This is a genomic window from Peptoniphilaceae bacterium AMB_02 (assembly GCA_036321625.1).
GTDB classification, from domain to species: domain Bacteria; phylum Bacillota; class Clostridia; order Tissierellales; family Peptoniphilaceae; genus Microaceticoccus; species Microaceticoccus formicicus.
In genome coordinates this window covers 1,953,503-1,974,462 of sequence record CP143259.1, presented here as the reverse complement: position 1 = coordinate 1,974,462, position 20,960 = coordinate 1,953,503, and the positions used below count along the sequence as shown (strand labels likewise).

15 protein-coding genes, 1 pseudogene and 1 riboswitch are annotated in these 20,960 nt (G+C 32.9%); of the genes and pseudogenes, 8 read left to right on the top strand and 8 right to left on the bottom strand.

Going from position 1 to position 20,960, the window contains the following annotated elements; translation table 11 throughout:
- Window positions 1-753 precede the first annotated feature (753 nt).
- Window positions 754-1,971 (top strand): MFS transporter, encoded by a 1,218-nt coding sequence (locus VZL98_09425; GenBank protein ID WVH62910.1) that lies wholly within the window; start codon window positions 754-756, stop codon window positions 1,969-1,971.
- Between the two features lie 156 nt (window positions 1,972-2,127).
- On the opposite strand, the gene VZL98_09420 is transcribed toward VZL98_09425, so the two are convergent.
- From VZL98_09420 to lysA, 6 genes are read right to left on the bottom strand one after another with little or no spacing between them, the layout of a single operon-like run.
- On the bottom strand, window positions 2,128-3,099 hold the full coding sequence (locus VZL98_09420; GenBank protein ID WVH62909.1) for a diaminopimelate dehydrogenase: 972 nt from the start codon (window positions 3,097-3,099) through the stop codon (window positions 2,128-2,130).
- Window positions 3,099-3,848: a 4-hydroxy-tetrahydrodipicolinate reductase gene (dapB, locus tag VZL98_09415; protein WVH62908.1), complete on the bottom strand. Its 750-nt coding sequence runs from the start codon at window positions 3,846-3,848 to the stop codon at window positions 3,099-3,101. The genes VZL98_09420 and dapB overlap by 1 nt, the downstream gene beginning before the upstream one ends.
- Window positions 3,849-3,852: 4 nt before the next feature.
- Window positions 3,853-4,740 carry a 4-hydroxy-tetrahydrodipicolinate synthase gene (gene dapA / locus VZL98_09410; protein ID WVH62907.1) on the bottom strand — a complete coding sequence of 296 codons (888 nt, stop codon included), beginning with the start codon at window positions 4,738-4,740 and terminating at the stop codon, window positions 3,853-3,855.
- Between the two features lie 18 nt (window positions 4,741-4,758).
- Window positions 4,759-5,739, bottom strand: coding sequence for an aspartate-semialdehyde dehydrogenase (locus VZL98_09405; protein WVH62906.1), 981 nt, complete (start codon window positions 5,737-5,739; stop codon window positions 4,759-4,761).
- 14 nt (window positions 5,740-5,753) lie between these two features.
- Window positions 5,754-6,944, bottom strand: coding sequence for an aspartate kinase (locus VZL98_09400; protein WVH62905.1), 1,191 nt, complete (start codon window positions 6,942-6,944; stop codon window positions 5,754-5,756).
- Entirely contained in the window at window positions 6,941-8,242 is a 1,302-nt protein-coding gene (lysA, locus tag VZL98_09395) for a diaminopimelate decarboxylase (protein WVH62904.1), read from the bottom strand. The genes VZL98_09400 and lysA overlap by 4 nt, the downstream gene beginning before the upstream one ends.
- Window positions 8,243-8,318: 76 nt before the next feature.
- Window positions 8,319-8,462, bottom strand: a riboswitch (Lysine riboswitch).
- 420 nt (window positions 8,463-8,882) lie between these two features.
- Between lysA and VZL98_09390 the strand changes: the two are divergent.
- Window positions 8,883-9,059 (top strand): annotated as a pseudogene (locus tag VZL98_09390) (CC/Se motif family (seleno)protein).
- 125 nt (window positions 9,060-9,184) lie between these two features.
- Window positions 9,185-10,522 (top strand): nucleobase:cation symporter-2 family protein, encoded by a 1,338-nt coding sequence (locus tag VZL98_09385; GenBank protein WVH62903.1) that lies wholly within the window; start codon window positions 9,185-9,187, stop codon window positions 10,520-10,522.
- 372 nt (window positions 10,523-10,894) lie between these two features.
- On the opposite strand, the gene VZL98_09380 is transcribed toward VZL98_09385, so the two are convergent.
- A complete protein-coding gene (locus VZL98_09380) occupies window positions 10,895-11,785 on the bottom strand; it encodes a helix-turn-helix transcriptional regulator (GenBank protein WVH62902.1) in 891 nt (296 codons plus the stop codon).
- A gap of 309 nt (window positions 11,786-12,094) precedes the next feature.
- On the opposite strand from VZL98_09380, the gene VZL98_09375 reads away from it, so the two are divergent.
- From VZL98_09375 to VZL98_09355, 5 genes are all read left to right on the top strand, one after another.
- A complete protein-coding gene (locus VZL98_09375) occupies window positions 12,095-14,524 on the top strand; it encodes a radical SAM protein (protein ID WVH62901.1) in 2,430 nt (809 codons plus the stop codon).
- A gap of 21 nt (window positions 14,525-14,545) precedes the next feature.
- Window positions 14,546-16,246 carry an ABC transporter ATP-binding protein gene (locus tag VZL98_09370; GenBank protein WVH62900.1) on the top strand — a complete coding sequence of 567 codons (1,701 nt, stop codon included), beginning with the start codon at window positions 14,546-14,548 and terminating at the stop codon, window positions 16,244-16,246.
- A complete protein-coding gene (locus VZL98_09365; protein WVH62899.1) occupies window positions 16,239-17,933 on the top strand; it encodes an ABC transporter ATP-binding protein in 1,695 nt (564 codons plus the stop codon). Before VZL98_09370 ends, VZL98_09365 begins: the two co-directional genes overlap by 8 nt.
- A gap of 149 nt (window positions 17,934-18,082) precedes the next feature.
- Window positions 18,083-18,511, top strand: a complete 429-nt coding sequence (locus VZL98_09360; GenBank protein ID WVH62898.1) for a winged helix-turn-helix domain-containing protein — start codon at window positions 18,083-18,085, stop codon at window positions 18,509-18,511.
- Window positions 18,512-18,673: 162 nt separating this feature from the next.
- Window positions 18,674-19,924, top strand: coding sequence for an MFS transporter (locus VZL98_09355; protein ID WVH62897.1), 1,251 nt, complete (start codon window positions 18,674-18,676; stop codon window positions 19,922-19,924).
- 76 nt (window positions 19,925-20,000) lie between these two features.
- Here the strand turns inward: VZL98_09355 and VZL98_09350 are convergent, their stop codons facing one another.
- Window positions 20,001-20,906 carry a HAMP domain-containing sensor histidine kinase gene (locus tag VZL98_09350; GenBank protein WVH62896.1) on the bottom strand — a complete coding sequence of 302 codons (906 nt, stop codon included), beginning with the start codon at window positions 20,904-20,906 and terminating at the stop codon, window positions 20,001-20,003.
- Window positions 20,907-20,960: the final 54 nt, after the last annotated feature.

Sequence of the window (20,960 nt, the reverse complement as noted above, 5' to 3'; positions counted from 1 at the left end):
GGTAATCTGAATTTTGTACAAAGAAATAGTTTTTTCAAATTATGCTATATTCTGGTACTATAGTCAGGTTGATTCTGTATATATTAAATTCTAAATAAATATTATAGTGTGAAGGCTTTATAAAAGCTCAGGCTTAAGAAAGTATAAAGAGATGTACTAAAAAAAATCAAGTATACGAGCATCTTTTAGTTGCAATAATAGTGATCTGGTTGGTGATAGGTATTACGAAGAGAAGCGAATATTATCATTGTGCAAACTAATCTCAAAAAATGTAGTTTTAGTGTAAAAAATCAGGTTCCTTATCAAATAGTATTGGTATATACATTAATCACAAACTATTAATGTCAGGCAGCGTTAGCTGCCTGATGTTTTCCAGCTCCATCTTTTGGCAGTCGAATTCTAGCCAATCACTTCGTTCTTCGAATGGCTCCATCTGACGAGGGAGCTGTCTGCGATAGCAGACTGAGGGAGAGATATAACAAAGGAATTAGAAGAATTCTACCTTTATATTTCAGACTTATCCCTAATCTCTCACCACTACCCAACTCCCCAAGAAACATAATTAAGTAATCCAACAATACCCAGATTATTAACAATTAGATTAAATTTAAGTATTCTAATCTAATATATGCAATATACCAAATCGCATGATATAATAAAAGTATAATACAAACAGATTAATATAGTTGGATAATTTATTATGTTAAATAGATGAATAGGAATTGTTGAGTAGGTTATAAAGTGGAGGAAGCTATGGGGAAATTTAATAAAAAGGAATGGAGCTGGATTCTGTATGATTGTGCAAATTCGGCATATTCAATGGCAGTAACTGCACTATTTCCGCTATATTTCAGCATGTTTAAAATAGGAAGAGGAATGGAGCTGGGATACTTCAATTCTCTATCCAGCATAATTATCGCTATAATAAGTCCGGTTTTGGGAACAATAGCAGACTATAGAGGTTACAAAAAGAAGTTTTTCCTTAGTTTTTTAATGTTGGGAATTGTCGCAACCGGAACTATGGCCATCATACCACTAGGTATATGGCAAATGCTCGTATTATTGTATATTTTTTCTGCAATTGGTTTTTCGGGAGCTAATATTTTTTATGATGCTTTTTTGGTAGATGTAACGACAGAAGAAAGAATGGATGGTGTTTCTACTAGCGGATTTGCTTTTGGATATATCACAAGCGTACTTCCCGGACTGTTATCCCTGTTTATTATTTTTAGTATGGGAATGGATCGTTTAATTGGGTATCAGATTGGGTTTTTAATAACGTCAATATGGTGGGGTTTATTATCTATTCCGATTATTAAAAATGTGAATCAAGTGTATGGTGTTGAAAAAGAACCCAATCCTGTAATTAATAGTTTTAAAAGACTATTTAGAACGATAAAAAATATAAGAGAACATAAGATAGTATTCACATTTCTCATTGGATACTTCTTATATATCGATGGAGTAGATACTATAATAAGGATGGTTGTGCCTTATTCAAGGGAAGTAATCGGTGCAGAAAACTTAAATATATTTTTGCTTTTAAGAGTATTAATAATCGTACAGATTGTATCTTTCCCATCAGCAATTATATATGGGAAATTAAGCGAAAAGTATGGCACTAGATTTATGATAATAGTAGGGATAATAACATATATGATTGTGGTAATATTTGCCTATCTTATAACCTCCGTTTCACATGTTCTTATTCTTGGATTATTGATTGCATCAGCTCAAGGTGGTATCCAAGCCCTATCAAGATCCTATTTTGCAAAGATAATACCAAAAGAAAATTCAAATGAGTTTTTCGGATTCTACAATATATTCGGAAAATTCGCAGCAGTTTTTGGACCTTTGATAATGGCTTTAATAGCGGATATAACACAAATCCCTAGATATTCTATTCTTGGAATTCTACCACTATTTCTAACCGGATTATTTGTAATACTGAAATTACCGAAGCTTGATTAATTAAATACCAAATAGTGAATGATGTATTCCTTTAAATGTGTAAGCATTTAAATTTAAGGGAGTTTTTTTCAGCGCGAAAATGAAGTGAAGTTTTATCAAGCATTTTAATTTAATTGTCAATATAAAAATAGCAGCGAATATTGTTCGCTGCTATACTTATATCATCTTTAATAATTCATCATATGATTTTGGTGACAGATATCGAATAGGTACATCCAACACTGTCTTTGCTCCGTAGATGCCTTCATTATGCAGTTTATAGCAAGCTCTTGCGTATGCAATGTTGACGGCTGCTGTGAACTGAGGATTGCTGTTAAGGTTTAATGAGAATTCATATAGGGACATATTTACATCGTCAGTGAATCCTCTTCTTATAACTTTTCCGCCATGGGGCATGCCTTTATGATTTTTTTCGAATTCTTCCATATCAATAAATTCGACTTCTGTTTCATAGCCTACGAAATAATCCGGCATGTTCACAATGGTTTCTCTTATGGTATCTAAGTTTGATCCTTCTTCTGCAACAATATAACACTTTCTTTTATGAGCTGTATGAGAGTTGTAGTTTACTTTTTCACCATTTGCAATTGCGTTTATAAGTTCAGTACTTGGTATGGTATACTGAACCGCTGCACTTACTCCACTTACTCTCCTTATTGCATCACTATGACCTTGACTTACGCCGGTTCCCCAAAATGTGAATGTTTCACCATGCGGTAGGATTGCTTCTGAGAGAACTCTGTTGATAGAGAATAGTCCGGGGTCCCAGCCTGAAGATACTACGGATGTCCTTTTATTCTCCTTTAATATCGAGTCCATTTTATTACAGTATTCAGGTATATGAGCATGGTTGTCGAAGCTGTCAACTGTGTTGAAGTCAACTGCAAGTCTTGGTGCTTGCTCGGGGATGTCATTAGCTGATCCGCCGCAGAGGATTAAAACATCTATAGAATCTTTAAAATTATCAATCTCTTTTAAATTATAAACTTTAGATTCAGACTCTATCTCAGATGCATCCCTTCTTGTAAATACACCTACTAATTCCATATCTTCAGCGTATTTTAAACCGGTTTCAACACCTCTACCTAAATTTCCATATCCTACGATTCCAATTCTTATTTTTTTCATCAAACCTCCATTAATACATCATTCATATTATATAAGCCGGGAGCTCTATTTATTAGAAATCTCGCAGCTTTTATTGCTCCATTTGCAAATATTTTTTTAGATGCCGCAATATGTTTAAGTTCTATTACTTCATCTTCACCGCAATAATAAACGGTATGTTCACCTACTATATTTCCGCCTCTAAGTGATGATACTCCAACTTCTGAAACCGTTCTTTCGCTATAGAATCCGTCTCTTCCTTGAAGTGCGTTAAGCTTATTGTCTCTTCCTTTATTCACAGCTTCAAATAGCATCTTGGCAGTTCCACTAGGAGAGTCTACTTTATACCTATGATGTTTTTCAACTATCTCTATGTCGAAATCTTCTAGCATTGATGCAAGTTTTTCAGCGATTATCTGCATAACATTTACTCCAAGGCTTAGATTTCCTGAATAAAGAATAGGTATTTTTGTAGATGCGTCTTTAATTACAGAAACATCTTCATCTGAATAACCTGTAGATGCAAGGACTATGCCGATATTTTTTGAAACGGCAAAATCCAATAGTTCTCTAAGTGCTGCAGGAGACGAAAAGTCAACGATTACGTCTATTTCTTCTGAAATTTCTAAATGGTTATAAACCGGATAGGGAAGAGCATCATTGACATCTTTTGCAAAACCTGCCACTATTTGGTCTGTATTATGGGAGGCGATTACCTCGGTAATCGCCTTTCCCATTTGTCCGGTTGCTCCTGATAAAAGTATTTTCATAATATCACGAGCAAACTATTCCAAGTGCCATCATTTCTCTTCTAAGAAGCTCTTTTGTAGAATCTTCAGCTTCATAGAGAGGAAGTCTTAAACTACCGACATCAAATCCCATTTTATTCATCGCCGCTTTTACCGGTATAGGGTTTGTCTCTACAAATAATGCGTCAATGAAAGGATTTAGTTTTAACTGAAGATTCGTAGCTTTTTGTACATTTCCGTTAAAGAATTCTTCTATCATGTCATGAGTTTCTTGAGGCATGCAGTTTGCGAGTACAGATATAACACCAGCTCCTCCGACAGATAAAAGAGGTACTATCATATCATCGTTTCCGGAATAAATTGCAAAATCATCCGGTGTGTTATTTCTTACATTTATCGCATATCCGATGCTTCCGGTTGCGTCTTTAATTCCTACTATATTATCAATTTTTGAAAGTTCACTAACCGTTTCTACCGGGATTTCCACCCCTGTTCGTCCCGGAACTGTGTAGAGAATAATCGGGACAGGAGCGGCAGCTTCTGCGATACATTTAAAATGCTCGTACAAACCTCTTTTACTTGTCTTGTTGTAATATGGAGTTACTACCAGTAGTCCGTCAACTCCTAGAGCAGCAACTTTTTTACTGAAGGCTGCCGAAGCAGCCGTATTATTACTCCCTGTTCCTGCAATCACCGGTATTCTACCATTTACAACCTCGACAGCTTTAGATATAACTGCGAACTTTTCATCCTCAGTCATTGTGGATGCTTCACCTGTTGTGCCTGTTACAATTATGGCATCCGTACCATGTGAAAGATGAAAATTTAAAAGTGTAACAAAACTTTCCATATTAACGCTACCGTCTTCGTTAAAAGGGGTAACTATTGCAACTCCTGATCCTCTAAATAACATTTTATCCTCCTTGTTAGCTTACAACCTCTCTAAAATCAGTTCTGCGATTTGAACTGTATTAGTAGCGGCTCCTTTTCTAATATTGTCTGCAACACACCATAGGTTGATTCCGTTGTCAACACTAAAGTCTCTTCTTATTCTTCCTACAAATACTTCGTCTTTTTCATCTGCGTTTTGCTGTAGAGGATATACAAGATTTTCTACATCGTCTTCAACAACTACGCAAGGTGCATTTCTTAATACTTCAAATACTTCTTCCAGTTCAAATGGCTTTTCAAATTCGATATTCATGCTTACGGCATGTGAGTTTTTAACCGGTACTCTGACTGTAGTAGAAGTTACTCTGATGTCATAGTCACCTAGTATCTTATGTGTCTCATCGATCATTTTAAGTTCTTCTTTTGTATAGCCGTTTTCAGTAAATGAGTCTATATGTGGTAAACAGTTTTTATTAATTGGGTATGGGTAGTTGTCACATGTTCCTTCTTCCAGGTCTTTAACTCCCGCAACTCCAGATCCTGAAACTGCTTGGTAAGTATTGTAGACAACTCTTTTTAGTCCAAATGCATCGTAAAGTGGTTTAAGAACTACTACAGATTGAATTGTTGAACAGTTAGGGTTTGATACCAGCATTGAATCTTCTTTAAGTGCATCAGGGTTTACTTCCGGCACCATTAGCGGTATATTTTCATCCATTCTAAAACATGAACTGTTGTCAACAACTATTACACCTTTTTCATTTGCAAGTGGTGCATATTTTTCTGAGATTGCTCCTCCTGCTGAGAATAGAGCGATGTCGATGTCTCTGTCAAATGAGTTTTCGTTCAGTTCCTCAACGACTACGTCTTTACCTCTGAAGTTGATAACCTCTCCTGCTGATTTTGCCGATGAGAATAAGTACAGATTTTCTATTGGAAAATCTCTTAGTTCTAATACCTTTAATATGGTATTACCGACCATTCCTGTTGCTCCAACTACTGCCAAATTCGCTTTTTTCATCATTTTCCTCCTAATTATAAATTAAATTCGTCTGCTAGTGCATTTACTATTTTAAGAGCATTAACGCTATCCACTACATAAGAAATGCTTATCTCTGATGTAGAAACTTCATAAAAATCAACATTTTCACTTAAAAATACTTTAAAAGCCCTTGCTGCAACTCCTACTTGATTTCGCATTGCAGTTCCGATGATTGATACTTTACTGACATCTTCGGTAAATCTGTGTTTGATATCCATATTATTTAGAATGCTGTCAATTTTGGATTTATTGTCTACAGTACTTGTAAAAGAGGTGATAGGCTTACCTTCGTCATCTAGCGAGTGACTGATGATATCAAGGTTTATGTTTTGAACTGCCAATTCTACAAAACATTCTGTAATCTTGGAATCAACTCCTAATTGTTCACTCATGCTTACGAGTAGGACTCCGTCTATTTTTGATATATTCGTAATGGCGCTTTTTTCCAAATTATCCACCTCCGTACTGATATATGTGCCTTTTACATCTCCTGTATTCAGTGCTATATAAAGAGGAACTGAATACTTACTTGCCATTTCTACTGACCTGGGTTCGATTACCTTCGCTCCAAGATTTGCCATCTCCATAGTCTCTTCATAAGTGATATATTCTAACTTTCGAGCCTTTGGTCTTATACGTGGATCTACTGTATATATCCCCTTAACATCAGTGTAGATTTCACAGCTTGCATCAAGTGAAGCTGCTAGAGCGACAGCAGAGGTATCAGAACCGCCTCTTCCAAGTGTCGTGATGTCTCCAAGTTCATTCATGCCTTGAAAACCGGTTACTATTACAATTTTTCCATCATTTAATTCGGATTCCAGTCTTTCGGTATCGACTTTTTCGATTCTACTCTTGGAGTATTCACCGATGGTTTTAAAACCTGATTGGAAACCTGTAAGTGCTATTGCCTTATGTCCTACCGAATTCAGATAGATTGAAATCAGTGAAGCAGAAACCATTTCTCCTGTGGATAAAAGCATATCCATATCTCTTTTATTTGGTTCATCACTAAGTTCATTAGCCAGTGCTATAAGATTATTTGTGGTTTTTCCCATTGCAGATACTACAACTACTACATCATCATATTCAGATTTTCTTTTGAGTATTAATTCTGAAACTTTTTTCATCTTTTCAGATGTAGCTACTGATGAACCACCGAATTTCATTACAACCCTACTCAATCTATCACCTCATCATTTCTTATTAAATCCTCATAAGTTTCTCTTTTTACTGCCGTTTTCGAAACTCCGTCTTTTACAAAGACCACCTCAGGTCTAGGTATTCTGTTATAGTTTGAACTCATCGAATAATTGTATGCTCCTGTAGAACTTATTAAAAGCAGATCACCGGGCATTGGGTTTGCAAGAGAGGCATCTTTAATTAGGATGTCTCCTGTTTCGCAGCATTTTCCTGCAATACGATAGGATTCAAGGTCCGTATCATCCATCTTATTTGCTATAACAGCTTCATATTTTGCCTGGTATAGTGATGGTCTAGGATTATCGGTCATTCCTCCATCAACGAAAACATAGGGTAGACCTGCCATTGTTTTCTTAATTGCTCCTACTGTATAAAGAGTTGAACCATATGAATTAATGAGCGATCTTCCGGGTTCAATACTTATGATTTCAGGATTAAGATCCAATTCGGAAAGCTTGTGCTCTATGTGTTTAGTGTATCTTCCTAAGAAACTTCCAAGTTCGAAAGGATTATCTTCATCTGTATAGTAGACACCGAATCCTCCACCTAGATTAAGCTCTTTAAATACAACCTGTGCTTCATTTTCGATTTCTTTAGCGTATTTTATCATCTCGTCTGCTTCTTTTAAGAAAGTATTTTCATCAAAGACCTGCGATCCTACATGACAGTGAATACCTGCAAAATCTATATTCGGATCAGAACTCATTTTGATTATAAAATCCATAGTTTTATCATCGAAGATACTTAAACCAAACTTGGAATCATTTTTTGTAGTTTGTATATATTCATGTGTATGAGCTTCAATGCCGGGGTTAACTCTTAAAATCACTCTTGTTACTGTTTCGAATTCTCCTGATATACCGCTAAGCAAATCATATTCATACTCGTTGTCTACTACAATGGTTCCAACTCTATTTTGAACTGCTAAGACTAGTTCATCGTACAATTTATTATTGCCGTGAAAATATATTTTATTAGGATCAAATCCGGCTTTAAGAGCTGTATATAACTCTCCGCCGCTTACTACATCAATACATAATCCAAGTTTAGATACGAGTTTTGCAATTGATAGATTCATAAATGCCTTGGATGCATAAATTACTCTCGTATCAAATGTATTAGATTTAAAATTATTTATGAATAAATTGGCTTTATCTTCAAATCCTTTTTGGTCAATTATATAAAGAGGAGTGCCGTGTTTGGATTTCAGCTCACTTACCCCTATACCGCCTATAATTAATTCATTTTCTTTGATACTCATTGTTCCAAATAGCTTCATCCCATCACTCCTTTAAATAAAAAAATATACAAAAAAATCATGAGCAAAAGGCACTCATGATATTCCTTCTGCCCTCAATGTAAGAAGCTCACCAACCGGGAAATGGGCATCTCCCGTTGACAGTACCATACCTATTAAGCATGGTCCCAACACCTTTCGGCATTTCGGCGGTTACACCTTTCGAAATCTACTCTTTGCACCCGCAGCCTCTAACTTACACTGTGTATTTAGTTTCATACATACTATCATAGTTTTATACATTAGTCAAATAAAATTATTTACAAATTATTGGTATAATGGAAAATTTTAAAATACTGTATTTTTAAGATTTAATTTATCATTTCTTAAAATGAAAAATTTAGACTTGCGAGAAATCAAAGACGCTTTAAGTACCGGGAATCATAAAGTTCTAAACTATATCCTTATAACATTGAAATTAACGTATTATAAATATTGTTTATAAGCTTATAAATATGGGTATATATCGCATAAAGTAGATATACTTTATAATAAAACTAAGGAGGTAAATATTATGAAAATAATTATTACAGAAAAAGCTAAAGAATACATCCAAGAACATAAGATGGAAGCTGTAAGAGCAGAAGTTGTTGCTTGTAGCTCCTGAGCAGGCGTAGTATATAGACCATCAGTTTTGGTGGGAATACCCTCGGATGACCACAATTACACCGAGTATAATGTGGATGGAGTTAAGGTTTACGTAAAGAAAGGCGTCGAAGCAAAAGACGATACATTGAAAATAGACCATGCTAAATTCCTATGGAATGAAGGTTTGGTACTGGATGGAGCCTTAGCTTAAGTTTAAAATTACCGATACTTTTTGTATCGGTTTTTTTATATGCAGCATTGATAAAACATTAACTTAACTTCATTCCAATTATGTGATAAAATTAGTAAGAGATTTTATTAAAGGGGAGTGAATATATGGAGCATTTAACGACAGATGGAGTAGATAAAAAGAGCCGAGAAGAATCGGAAATAAAGTACAGAGTGGATGATAAACCGCCATTGGCATTGTCAATTGCCCTTGCAATCCAGCATATACTTGCGGCATTTACAGGGATTGTAGCAGTACCGCTAATTGTTGGAAACGCACTCGGATTAACAGCTGAACAAAATACATATATCATTAGTATGACATTATTTGTCTCAGGTATTGCAACCATAATCCAAGCTGTGGGTATTGGACCGGTAGGAGGAAAGATTCCTATGGTAATGGGAACTGACTTTACATTTGTTGGACCGGGAATCGCAGTTGCTTCGACATTGGGATTACCGGGATATTTTGGAGCTACATTTTTCGGATCATTTATAGAAATCATACTTAGCAGATTTATTAAAAAGTTAAGAAATATATTTCCTCCAATTGTAACCGGAACTGTAATAGTTTCCATTGGACTTACAATGATACCTGTGGCCATAGACTGGATTGGAGGATATGGAGAATACGGAATACTAAAGAATTTATTTCTAGCAGCTACAGTTATGATAGTAATCATATTATTAAACCAGTTCGGTAAAGGATTTTTCAGCTCAGCTGCAGTACTTATCGGAATTATAGTGGGATATATACTCGCTGCATTTATGAATATGATAGACTTTTCATCAGTATTTGAAGCCGGCTATTTCGTAATGCCTCAGCCATTGAAGTATGGATTAAAATTTGATTTGCCCGCATTATTGGCCTTTGTCCCTGCATATTTAGTAACAACTGTTGAGACTATCGGAGGAGGACTGCTGATATTCAAAGCATGTGATGAAAAGTACAGCTCTAAAAAGCTTTCGGGATCTGTGCTCGGGGATGGAGTAGGATCGATGCTGGCAGGTATTTTTGGAGCGGGACCAAATACTTCGTTTAGTCAGAATATAGGAATTATACCTCTAACCGGAGTTGCAAGCAGATATGTAGTTGCAATTGCAGGAGGAATCCTTATGCTTATGGGAGTATTTCCAAAACTTGCAGCACTTGTAAACATAATGCCAAGCCCTGTTCTCGGGGGAGCAGGAGTCATAATGTTCGGAATGATAGCAGTAGGGGGAATTAAAAACTTTCAAGAAGTAGACTTTAATAAAAGGAATAGTCTGATACTGGCAATCTCATTAGGACTTGGACTGGGAGTAGCAGTAAAACCTGAAATCCTATCACATCTTCCTGAAACTGTCCAAATAATATTCAGATCCGGAATGACCACCGCCACCATCTTCGCCATAGCCCTAAACCTAATACTACCCGGTAGAGAAATACAAGAGGAAACCGAATAATAAACAAATAAAGAAAAACCAAACCAGGTCATAAATGGCTTGGTTTTTTATTTAGGTAAAGAGATTAAAAGACTTGAATTTAATCCATGGTCTAATGTTTATTGTAGAACTTTCAACAATGGATTTTAGTCTTTAATAGCCTCCATTTGACGAGGGAGGTGGGGCGCTTAAGCGACTCGGAGGGAGAGAAAAACCAAGGCTACAATTACTTTAGCTATTGCATTAACCCTAAAAGATAATTAAATTAGATATTTCATTACAAAAACAAAGATAAACCTTAGGGTCATTGGGTTTATCTTTGTTTTTTTGATTCAAAATTCTAGAAAATATTATTTTCTTTTTTATTTATTTAATTGCATTGGCATATAGGGGTTAGGGGAGCTGTATATTTAAGCCATAATCGTTTTTTGCGGAGTTTATAAATAGTTTACATTGATTGGTCAGATTAAATGAGTGAGCAATATGTATGGCTGTTTTAAGACTTTGGGAGAATTCTTTATTCATCATGTACTCACAAATGCCTTTCATCCAATAGGCACCTTGTAATCTGCTAAATAGTTTATTATTTTTAAGCATATCTATATTACCCAAAGTTAATTCATAAGCTTTTAAGTATTGTTTTTTTGAATAGTAGTGTTTGGCTAAGTTAAGACGAATCTTGGAGTTAACGATGGGATCTTTGTTTTGAGAAATAAGATCCAGTTCAAGTTTAATTGCACCACTTAAATCTCCTTTTGATGCTAAATTTATAGCGATTAACATGTCGACTCGTGACTTATCAATTACTGTAGTTAAATTACGAAGGCTTTTGCTACTTCTATTCAAACTTGATTTTAATGTGATTATGGACTCAGAGTATTCTTCTTTTGCAAAAAAGTCCAGCGCGTAGTAAAAACTTAAAATAGAATCAACTTCATACAATTGGGATATACTTCCAAGTTTCGAGATTTCATTCAATGTCCTTAAGTCAGCAGTAATATTAGCAAAGTCATACTTGTGAATTTTATCTTCTATTTTACTCAAAGTTTTTCTAAATATCAGGATCTCTTCGCTTATACTATTATTCATTAACTCAATTACCTCAACTCCCAAAAACAAACAGATAATATTAAGGGTATAAAGATTTATCGAATTATTACCCGATTCAATCCCCTTGATGACACTTTGAGAAATTCCGGTTTCTAGACTCATTGTCTCAATGCTTATACCATAATTAGTACGTATAGACTTTAAATTTTTTCCTATCTTTTCATGAGATAACATAAATTCACCTACTTGTCAAGTTGTAATTCCAACTGGAAATAAGTTGTGTTTCGTTGTAATATTTTCCTAGTAATAATATTTGTGGAGGGGAAAATTGAAAAAGTTATTAAAAACATACTCATGTTTAATTTTACTACTATTTGTAGTTTTTGTAAATCTTTTAAGCTTAAACTCTTATGTAGTAGAAAAGGACAATAATTATTCTACAAAGTACTCTAACATTGGGGGATATGAGCTATAAAGAGAGAAAACGATGTTAATTACAAGTGTATAAAGACATAGATAGCTATATGGAAATAGGAGAAAATAATGAATGAATTATTTACGTTTTTTTTAGATAATGGGATTGAAGTTATATTTCATAAAATACCAAAAGCAAAAGTTGTCGGAATTGGTATGTGGATAAAACAAGGAAGTAGGAATGAACATATAGATAATAATGGAATTTCACACGTTGCAGAACATATGGTGTTTAATAGAAATAATATACATAATACTCAGTTAAAAAATTGTTTTAATGAAATAAATGAAAATGGAATCATGTGTAATGCATCGACTACTAAGGAGTGTACTAGATTTTACTTTGAAACTATGAGTTATAATATTAGAATTTGTCTTGACACTATGTTAGCTATGATAAAAAATTTTAAATTTGAAAATACTGTTTTTGAAAAAGAAAAAAAAGTTATAGAAAGAGAACTTTCTAGTTTTTTCTCATCTTTTAATCAGATAGCAGAACGAACAGGACAAGCCTTGTATGGCAATTTTGATATAGGTAAGCTTATACTAGGGTCTATTCAAAATTTAAATAATTTTACGATAGATGAGGTAGAACAGTTAGTTTGGGATACATATACACCCGAGAATACAATTATTATTGTAGTTGGAGATATAGATTACTCTGAATTAAAACACTTAATTTATGAGAAATTTCAAAGTTTAGAAGACAGATCGACCAAAGTTTATAGTGAGTTACCTGATAATGAAACTGGCGTATATTATGATAACAATAGTGTAACTAATAACAACACTGCATCTATTGGATTTAGAATTCCTATATACGCTAATAATGAAGTATTATATACAGAATTACTCTCAATAATCTTAGCTGACCCTATTTTAAGTAATAGGTTATATAAAGAGTTAAGAGAGGTAAGAAGTTTAGTTTATATTATGGGTGGATTTGTAGCGAAGTATAAGGATTGTTGCACACTAGGGTTAACATCGGTTTTTGAAAAATCTAAAAGCAAGGAGGTTTTTAAGGTAGTTATTGAAGAATTAAATAAGATAACTTTTAGCGGTGTGAGTGATGAAGAATTGACAATGGCAAAAAGAAAACTTATTACGACAAAAAACTTGAACATGACAAGTCTAGAAAGTAAACTATTCCATTTAGGAAACATGGCAATCCATGGCAAAGTAGAACCTTTAGAACGAGAAATTAGAAATAAGATATTTAATAATATTATGCATACTGAACTAGTGGACTTAAAAACAATTCCTTTAATTGATGAAAATATATTGGATAGATATTTGAAAGATGATATATATTATTATCCAGTAGATGTTGGAAGAGGATGTCCATTTTCATGTAGTTACTGTTGTACTAGTTATTATTGGAAAAGAAAGTATAGGTTGAAAAGTCCAGATGATATTGTAGCAGAGATAAAATATATTAAGAACAAATACGGTATAAAAAGATATTCTTTTAATCATGATTTGTTTACTCTCAATAAAAAATTAGTTAGATCTGTATGCGAGAAAATGATTAAACAGAAGTTAGATATAGAATGGGGATGTTCTGCTAGAGTTGATACTCTAAGTAAAGAAATAATTGATATTATGTATGAAGCGGGCTGTAGAAATATATACCTAGGGATTGAAACGGGTTCAGCTAAAATGCAAAGAATAATAAACAAAAACATAAAAATAGATGATATATTGTTAAAAACAAGCTATCTGGCCATGAAAGGGTATAGAGTGACGTGTTCATTTATATATGGCTTCTTAGATGAATCTATAGAAGACCTAGAAGATTCGATGCGACTTGTATCAAAAATGTTAGAGTTAGGAATTACTAATATACAAATGCATCCTTTAATGGTTTTACCAAAAACCGAAGAAATGAGAAAAACTAAAAATTTACTGTATTTTGATGAAAAAAACATCAATGCTTTTCCTGCCGAAGAAAGATATTTAAGTGAAATGGTTGAGTTGATAAGAAAGCATAAAGCATTGTTTTCGAATTTTTATACCTATGATACTGAGATTAGACTGAATTTCAAACATCTAGATATCTTTGTAGCAAATTTATTATTCATGAATAAGTACTTTAAGTATATATATAAGAAATACTCAGAAGCGTATAATAATGATTATTTAAGAATGTATAAAAATAACGAAGATTTAATCATACATAGTATTGAGACCTTAAGAGAGTCAAAAAAAGATATAGATTTGTACAAAGAATTAAGGGATAATAATGTGAAAATGATTGAAATAATTAAAAACAGATTAAAGAAGAAAATAAATGATCAACACTTAGATGTAATGTTTGAATTAGGGAAAAGCTTGTATTTTTTTGCCTTAGAAAAGAAGGAGATTCAGAGAATAAAGTTCCCGGTTAATGTTATAAAATTACAAAAAATGAGTTTGAATCAAGAAGAAATTGAGGAACCTATTGAAATAGAACTTAGAATGAACAAGAATGCTATAATTGATGTTAGAAGAGTATTATAATTACAAAAGACGGTGATATCTTTGAAAAACAATATTAAAAAAATAAATACACATATTCTAATATATACAATTTTCTCAGTTATAACAGGACTTGTTGGAGTGGTATTGTTTCAAATCTATGGACTTATTACAGAGACAGTACAATCTTCAAATATGGATGCGGCATACCAGATAACTATTTATACAATGCTGGTTATTGCAACACTTTTCATTTTGGATATCATAGGTATCTTTGTTAAAAGAAATATCATTTATAAGTTTTCTAAGAAACTAAGAGAAGACATTATAAGAAAATTTTTTTCGACAAGTTTTTCCGAGGCTAGAAAGCTGAAAGAGAGGAATCTATTATCGGTAATTATCAATGATGTTGAAAAGTTGGAATCATTATTCCTAGAAGCTTATCTAAATATAATAAATAGTCTATCGATGTTTTTAATTATGTTAGTGGCAATAGGGAGAATCAATATCAGGTATGTGTTTCTGGTTTTAATACTTTTAATTCCATCAGTAATTCAGAAATTTATATTTAGGAAGGTAATAAATGATTCAGGGCAAAAAACTGCTAAGGGTTTAGGAGTTTTAACAGAAAAGACCTTGGAATATTCTGAGGGCATAGAATTAATCAAGACATACAATAAGGATGATGTTTTTATAAATAAGTACATAACAGATGTAAAAAATTATGAAGATATCAGGTTATACGAAGAGAGATGGAAGGCGACAAATAATACATTTATTCTCTTGGCAGTATACATAGTAAAAGTTGTATCATTATTGTTTTTTGTAAATGACAGCATAAACGGAATACTCTTATTGTCACTTGCAACGGTGCTATTTGGATATGTAAATAATATTGGAGAACCATTATCCAAGATACTTATAAATTTATCCATGATTGACTCTACAAAGAAAATCAGAGGAGAGATTAATCAGATTTTAGAGAAGAATATAAAAAATAAAGACTCAGTAGGAACTGACTTCGAGTTTAATAAACAGATTACTTTCAATAATCTTAGCTTCTCATATGGTAATAATGAAGTGCTTAATAATTTCAATTATAGATTTGAGAAGGGCAAGAAATATATCATCTTTGGAGAAAGTGGATCTGGCAAATCAACCTTTTTAAAAGTTTTAATGGGGTATGAGGAAGACTATGAAGGAAAAGTCCTTATAGATGACACTGAGTTAAAAGAGCTAAATATTGAAAAGTTTTGGGATAAGATAGCTTTTATAGATCAAAATGTCTTTGTGATGAATGGAAATTTGAAGGATAATATTACTCTATTTAATGAAGATATCCCTGATGAGTCTGTGGAAAAAGCTGTAGGAATATCAGGTTTGAGTGAACTTGTAAAATCATTTGAACGTGGAATTTACGAACCGGTCAAAGAAGGAGGCTCAAACTTATCCGGAGGTGAAAAACAGAGAATATCAATTGCGAGAGCAATAGTTATGGATAAGGAAATCTTAATAATGGATGAAGCATTATCTGCCTTAGATAATATAAAAGCACTGGAAGTTGAACAGAAGTTGTTGGAGTCCGACAGAACAATTTTTTCTATTTCACATCGAGTAAATCACTTAATTCGTGAATATGATGAAATTTTATTCTTAAAGAATGGGAAAGTAAATGAAAGTGGAAGTTATGAAGAACTGTTGAACAATAACAGTCATGGCTTGGAAAAATTAAAATTCGAGAATAATGGTGATAAACATGAATAAGAAAAACAGTGTTTTAGTTAGAGCTTTCATAACAAACAAAATAATTCTGACAATGATGATTATCGCTCTATTTGCCTATACAATTTTCATTACCGAAGTTACTAAATTGATGGGGAAAGGCTTTGACATAGCTTTAAAAGATGAAAATCAATTTAGATTATATCTAATTAGAGTATTATACGTACTAACTCTGACTCTCGTTTTATATCTAATATCCAAACTACTTGAAAAAAAGTGTTACTCTAAAATACTGTTTTATACAAGAACGGAAATATTTAGAGAGAATATTAATAAAGAAATGGCATACTTAATCTCCAAAGAGCCTTCTTATTATAGTTCACTACTAATAAATGAGATAAATTTACTGGAAAAACAGTTCTTTGAACCTATCTTTTTATTGATAAATCAGATGATAGTACTAGTTGTAACCCTATATACATTAATGGTAATAAGTCCATATATAACTTTATTCATCCTAGTAATAGGTTTACTTCCAATATTACTTCCTAAAATGTTTATGGGTAAATTAAGGAATAAAGTCGCTAAATATAATGCCAGTATGCAATCATATACTATGAGTTTAAATGAAATAATTTCGGGTTATGAAGTATTTAAAACATACAATGCACAAGACAAAGCAATAAATAAACATATGGACAGTAATGATCAGATGGCATTAAATAAGAGGGATGCCTTTCGATTTATAGATATAGTGTCGATGGTTGGAAATATATCAGCATTAATTGTAGTATTCAGCTCTCTACTAGTTGCCATGTATTTGGGAATATCGGGTTTTTTGACAATAGGACAAGTATTTACGATAAGCTTTTTGTCCGGAAATATTCTAGGTCCATTATCTGGAATCAGTAGTCTTCTACCTAAGATAAAAGGATGCGATGATTATATAGAAAAACATATATATGTAAAATCTGATAAAAAGTTTAAAATTCCAAGCAATCCAATAAAAAACAATATATCTTTTAAAAATGTGATCTTAACACTCGGTAATAAAGAAATATTAAAGGACATCTCATTGGATTTTGAGATAGGGAAAAAATATTTAATAGTTGGAGGCAGTGGATCGGGTAAGAGCACAATTTTAAAACTGTTACTAAAATTCTTTTCGATGTATACCGGTGATATATCAATTGATGGTGAAGATTTTAAGACATTGGATTCTAAATATATTTACGATAATATTTCATATGTACCTCAAAAACCGGTATTTTTTGATGGTAGTATAAAAGAAAACACCACACTTTTTGAAACAATAGAAGACGAAGATATAGACTTTGCATTGAGTTTCTCAGAGATTGAAAATAGAGTATATGAACTTGAAGGAGGAAAGGAATACAAGACAGACAGGAATTCAAGCTCATTTTCCGGAGGAGAAAAACAGAGATTATCTCTTGCAAGAGGAATACTAAACAAAAAGAAAATAATTCTATTAGATGAATCCACTTCTGCCCTGGACATAAATACATTTGAGAAGATTGAGAAAAAGCTGTTAAGTTCAGAGCTAACAATAATCTCCATAGCACATAGACTAAATAAAGAAATCATAGAAAATTATGACAAAATATATGTATTGAATCATGGTCGTTTAGTTGGAGAAGGAAGGTTTAAAGAGCTAATCAGAAACCATTCATACTTTAAAGAATTATATTTTTCTGCGAACAAAAAATAATACAAAACAATCAAAGAAAGAAATCAAATCATAAAGAATAAATCAAACGTAAAATAGTTAATAAACGATAAAATATATTTGACAGTAACTATTTTATATTGTATACTAGTTTATAAGTAATAGAATATAATTAAATGGATGTGTTTTATATGAAAGAAATATACTATATAAGTGATTTAGAGGAACTTAAGGCATTAAGTGATCCACTAAGGGTAGATATCCTGATGAAGCTTGGGAAGACTCCACAAAACAGTCAAGAGATTGCAAACTCACTGGGGATTCCTAGAAGCAGGATACATTATCATCTGAAAATTATGGAAGATATGGGTTTTATTGAAGTTGTGGACACTGATATGGTAAATGGTATAGTACAAAAATACTATCTTCCGACAGCTCTTGCTTTTGTTCCGGACCCGAGTATTTTTAGTAATTTTCTAAATGGGGAAAGTGAGGTTTTCAGCATTTCTATGGATGATGAAAAACAGTTCATGTCCGAATTTAAAGAATTGGTAAAAAGATACTCAGTGGACAATGGAGGAAAAGACAGTATAAGATTTAATCTATGGAAGATTGATTAATGACCCTTTAAAGGGTCATTAAAAAAGGCTAACAGTAAAAATAATTACAACGATAAATAATATATAAACACATGCATATAATTTTATGATTACTTAAATGACCGAGAGGTCATAAAAAAATGGCAAACAGAAAAATAAATTACAACGTTAAAGGAGAACGACATGTTAAAGAATTATGATTTTTTATTGCTTTTGTTGGGAAGGTTTATCACTAATTTTGGAGACAGTATCTATACGATTGCAACGATGTCTCTGGTTTACAATATGACCGGGTCGACTTTATATACCGGCTTGGCACTTTTCTTGACATCGATAATGGGAATCTTTCAGCTCATACTAAGTCCTATACTAGATAGAATCAATATGAAGAGATTTTTAATACTTTCGCAATTGTGCCAAGGTATATTGCTTTTAATCATTCCGCTTCTTAAAATTATGGGAGCATTAGAAGTCTACCATGTTCTTATTATAATGCCGATTGTCAGCTTTATAAACCAGTTAGTGTATCCGGGTCAGCTATCCCTTTTACCAAAGATTATGGATGAAAGTAAACTGATTGCTGCAAACTCACTTTTCAGTATTGCATATCAAGGGACAGATGCTATTTTTAATGCACTAAGCGGTGTTGTCATCTTAGCATACGGTCTAATGAGTGCTTACTATATAGACAGTGCGACTTTTTTTATTAACTCTTTTTTGTTTCTATTTTTGTCTAGGGCTGTTTCAGAAGTAAATTCAAGCAGTTCTAGTAAAAATGAAAATCTGATAAGTAGCCATTTTTCAAGACTGAAGAGTGGGTTAAAACTGTGGAAAAATGAAATCCTGTTCCCACTTCTATTAGGCGTGATTATAATAAACTTTGCTGCCTCGGGAATCTATTCGATACTTCCGGCATATTCAGAAAATGAACTTTACTATAGTTTATTTTTAAGTGCTTCAGGAATAGGGATACTATTGGGTTCTTTCATTGCAAATCTAGGGTATGTCAAAAAAATAAAACTTGGGAAAGTATATATATATGGTATTGCATTGGCAGGTTTAGCTTGGATGGGGATGAGTTTATTTGATTCTATGCATGCATCAAACAGCATTATTACCATACTCCTTTTTACAGCGGGCTGGGTTTTTATCGGTATGTTAAATATCTATTCTCAAACCATAGTTCAGCTTATGATTCCAAAAGAGAGCGTTGCCGGTGCAATGGGAGGAATGATTGGATTGTCCGTGGCTCTTGCACCATTAGGAGCACTATTAGGTGGATTTTTAGGGAAATATTTTATATTAACAGATGTAATTAAGTTTTTTGGAGTTTTGATAATGCTGGTGTCTTGTTATTGGATGCTACAAGGGGCTTTAAAGAAAATGGGTAGTTTAAATGAAGTACAAGCAGAAAGAATAAGTGAAGCAAGATAATTAAAATCTTAATACTTATCGCAAAAAAAGATAGCCTCAATTATTTGTATAATTTCGGCTATCTTTTTATAGGTTTTTACTTTTTAAATTCGATGGTTATTCGGAAGATATTATCTTCCAGTTGTGGAGATATTCTACCATTTTGTAGTTCTACCAGTTTTTTTACTATTACAAGACCCAGTCCGAGGCTGCCTTTGGTTCTAGAACTATCTGCTGTATAGGATCTGTTAAAGATTTTCTCAAGGTCTTCATTTAGTGCGAGATCTTCACTTATGTCGTTTATGAAGACCAATTGAATTGCATTTTCAGCAGATATTGTTTTTACTCCACAGTGAGTTTTCCCGTATTTTAAGATATTTTGTATTATATTGGTTATTACACGGAGGACTAGCTTTCTGTCCAGGTAAAGATCCGGTAATGCGTCTGAAAGGTTCATTTCGACATCCAATTTCTTCATCTCAAAATCGCCGTAAAATGCAAGCATGGTATCGGATATCAGTTCGTTTAAATTTAAAAACTCAGGTTCTATTAAATAGTCATCCGACTCAATTTGAGATATTTCATAAAAAGTTTCCACCAGATTGTTGAGGACTTCAATTTTATTGTCTACAATTGCTAAATACTCGCTAATATCTTCACCATTTCGATATTTCGATTCAATAATATCCATAAATCCCTTCATTGACGTCAGGGGTGTTCTCAAATCATGTGAAATATTGAGCACTTCCTCTTGATATGCTTTGGTCTTTTTATTGAACTGGATTCTGTCATTTGTTATGTTTTCAAGTAGTCTATTTATCTCAAAATTTAGTTCACTATAAGTTTTGAGCGGGACTAGGTCCTGAACTTTGTAGTTTGTTTGTTCAAATTCAATTATATCTCTTATCTGTTTTGTCATACTCTTTTTATTTTGGACATGAAGATACAATAAAACTGAGACTATTATAAGAGCTATGACCGAAGCAATTGTAAAATAAATCATTTTTAGATCCTCTTTTTATTATTCTATATTAAGATTAGGAGATCATTCGATCTC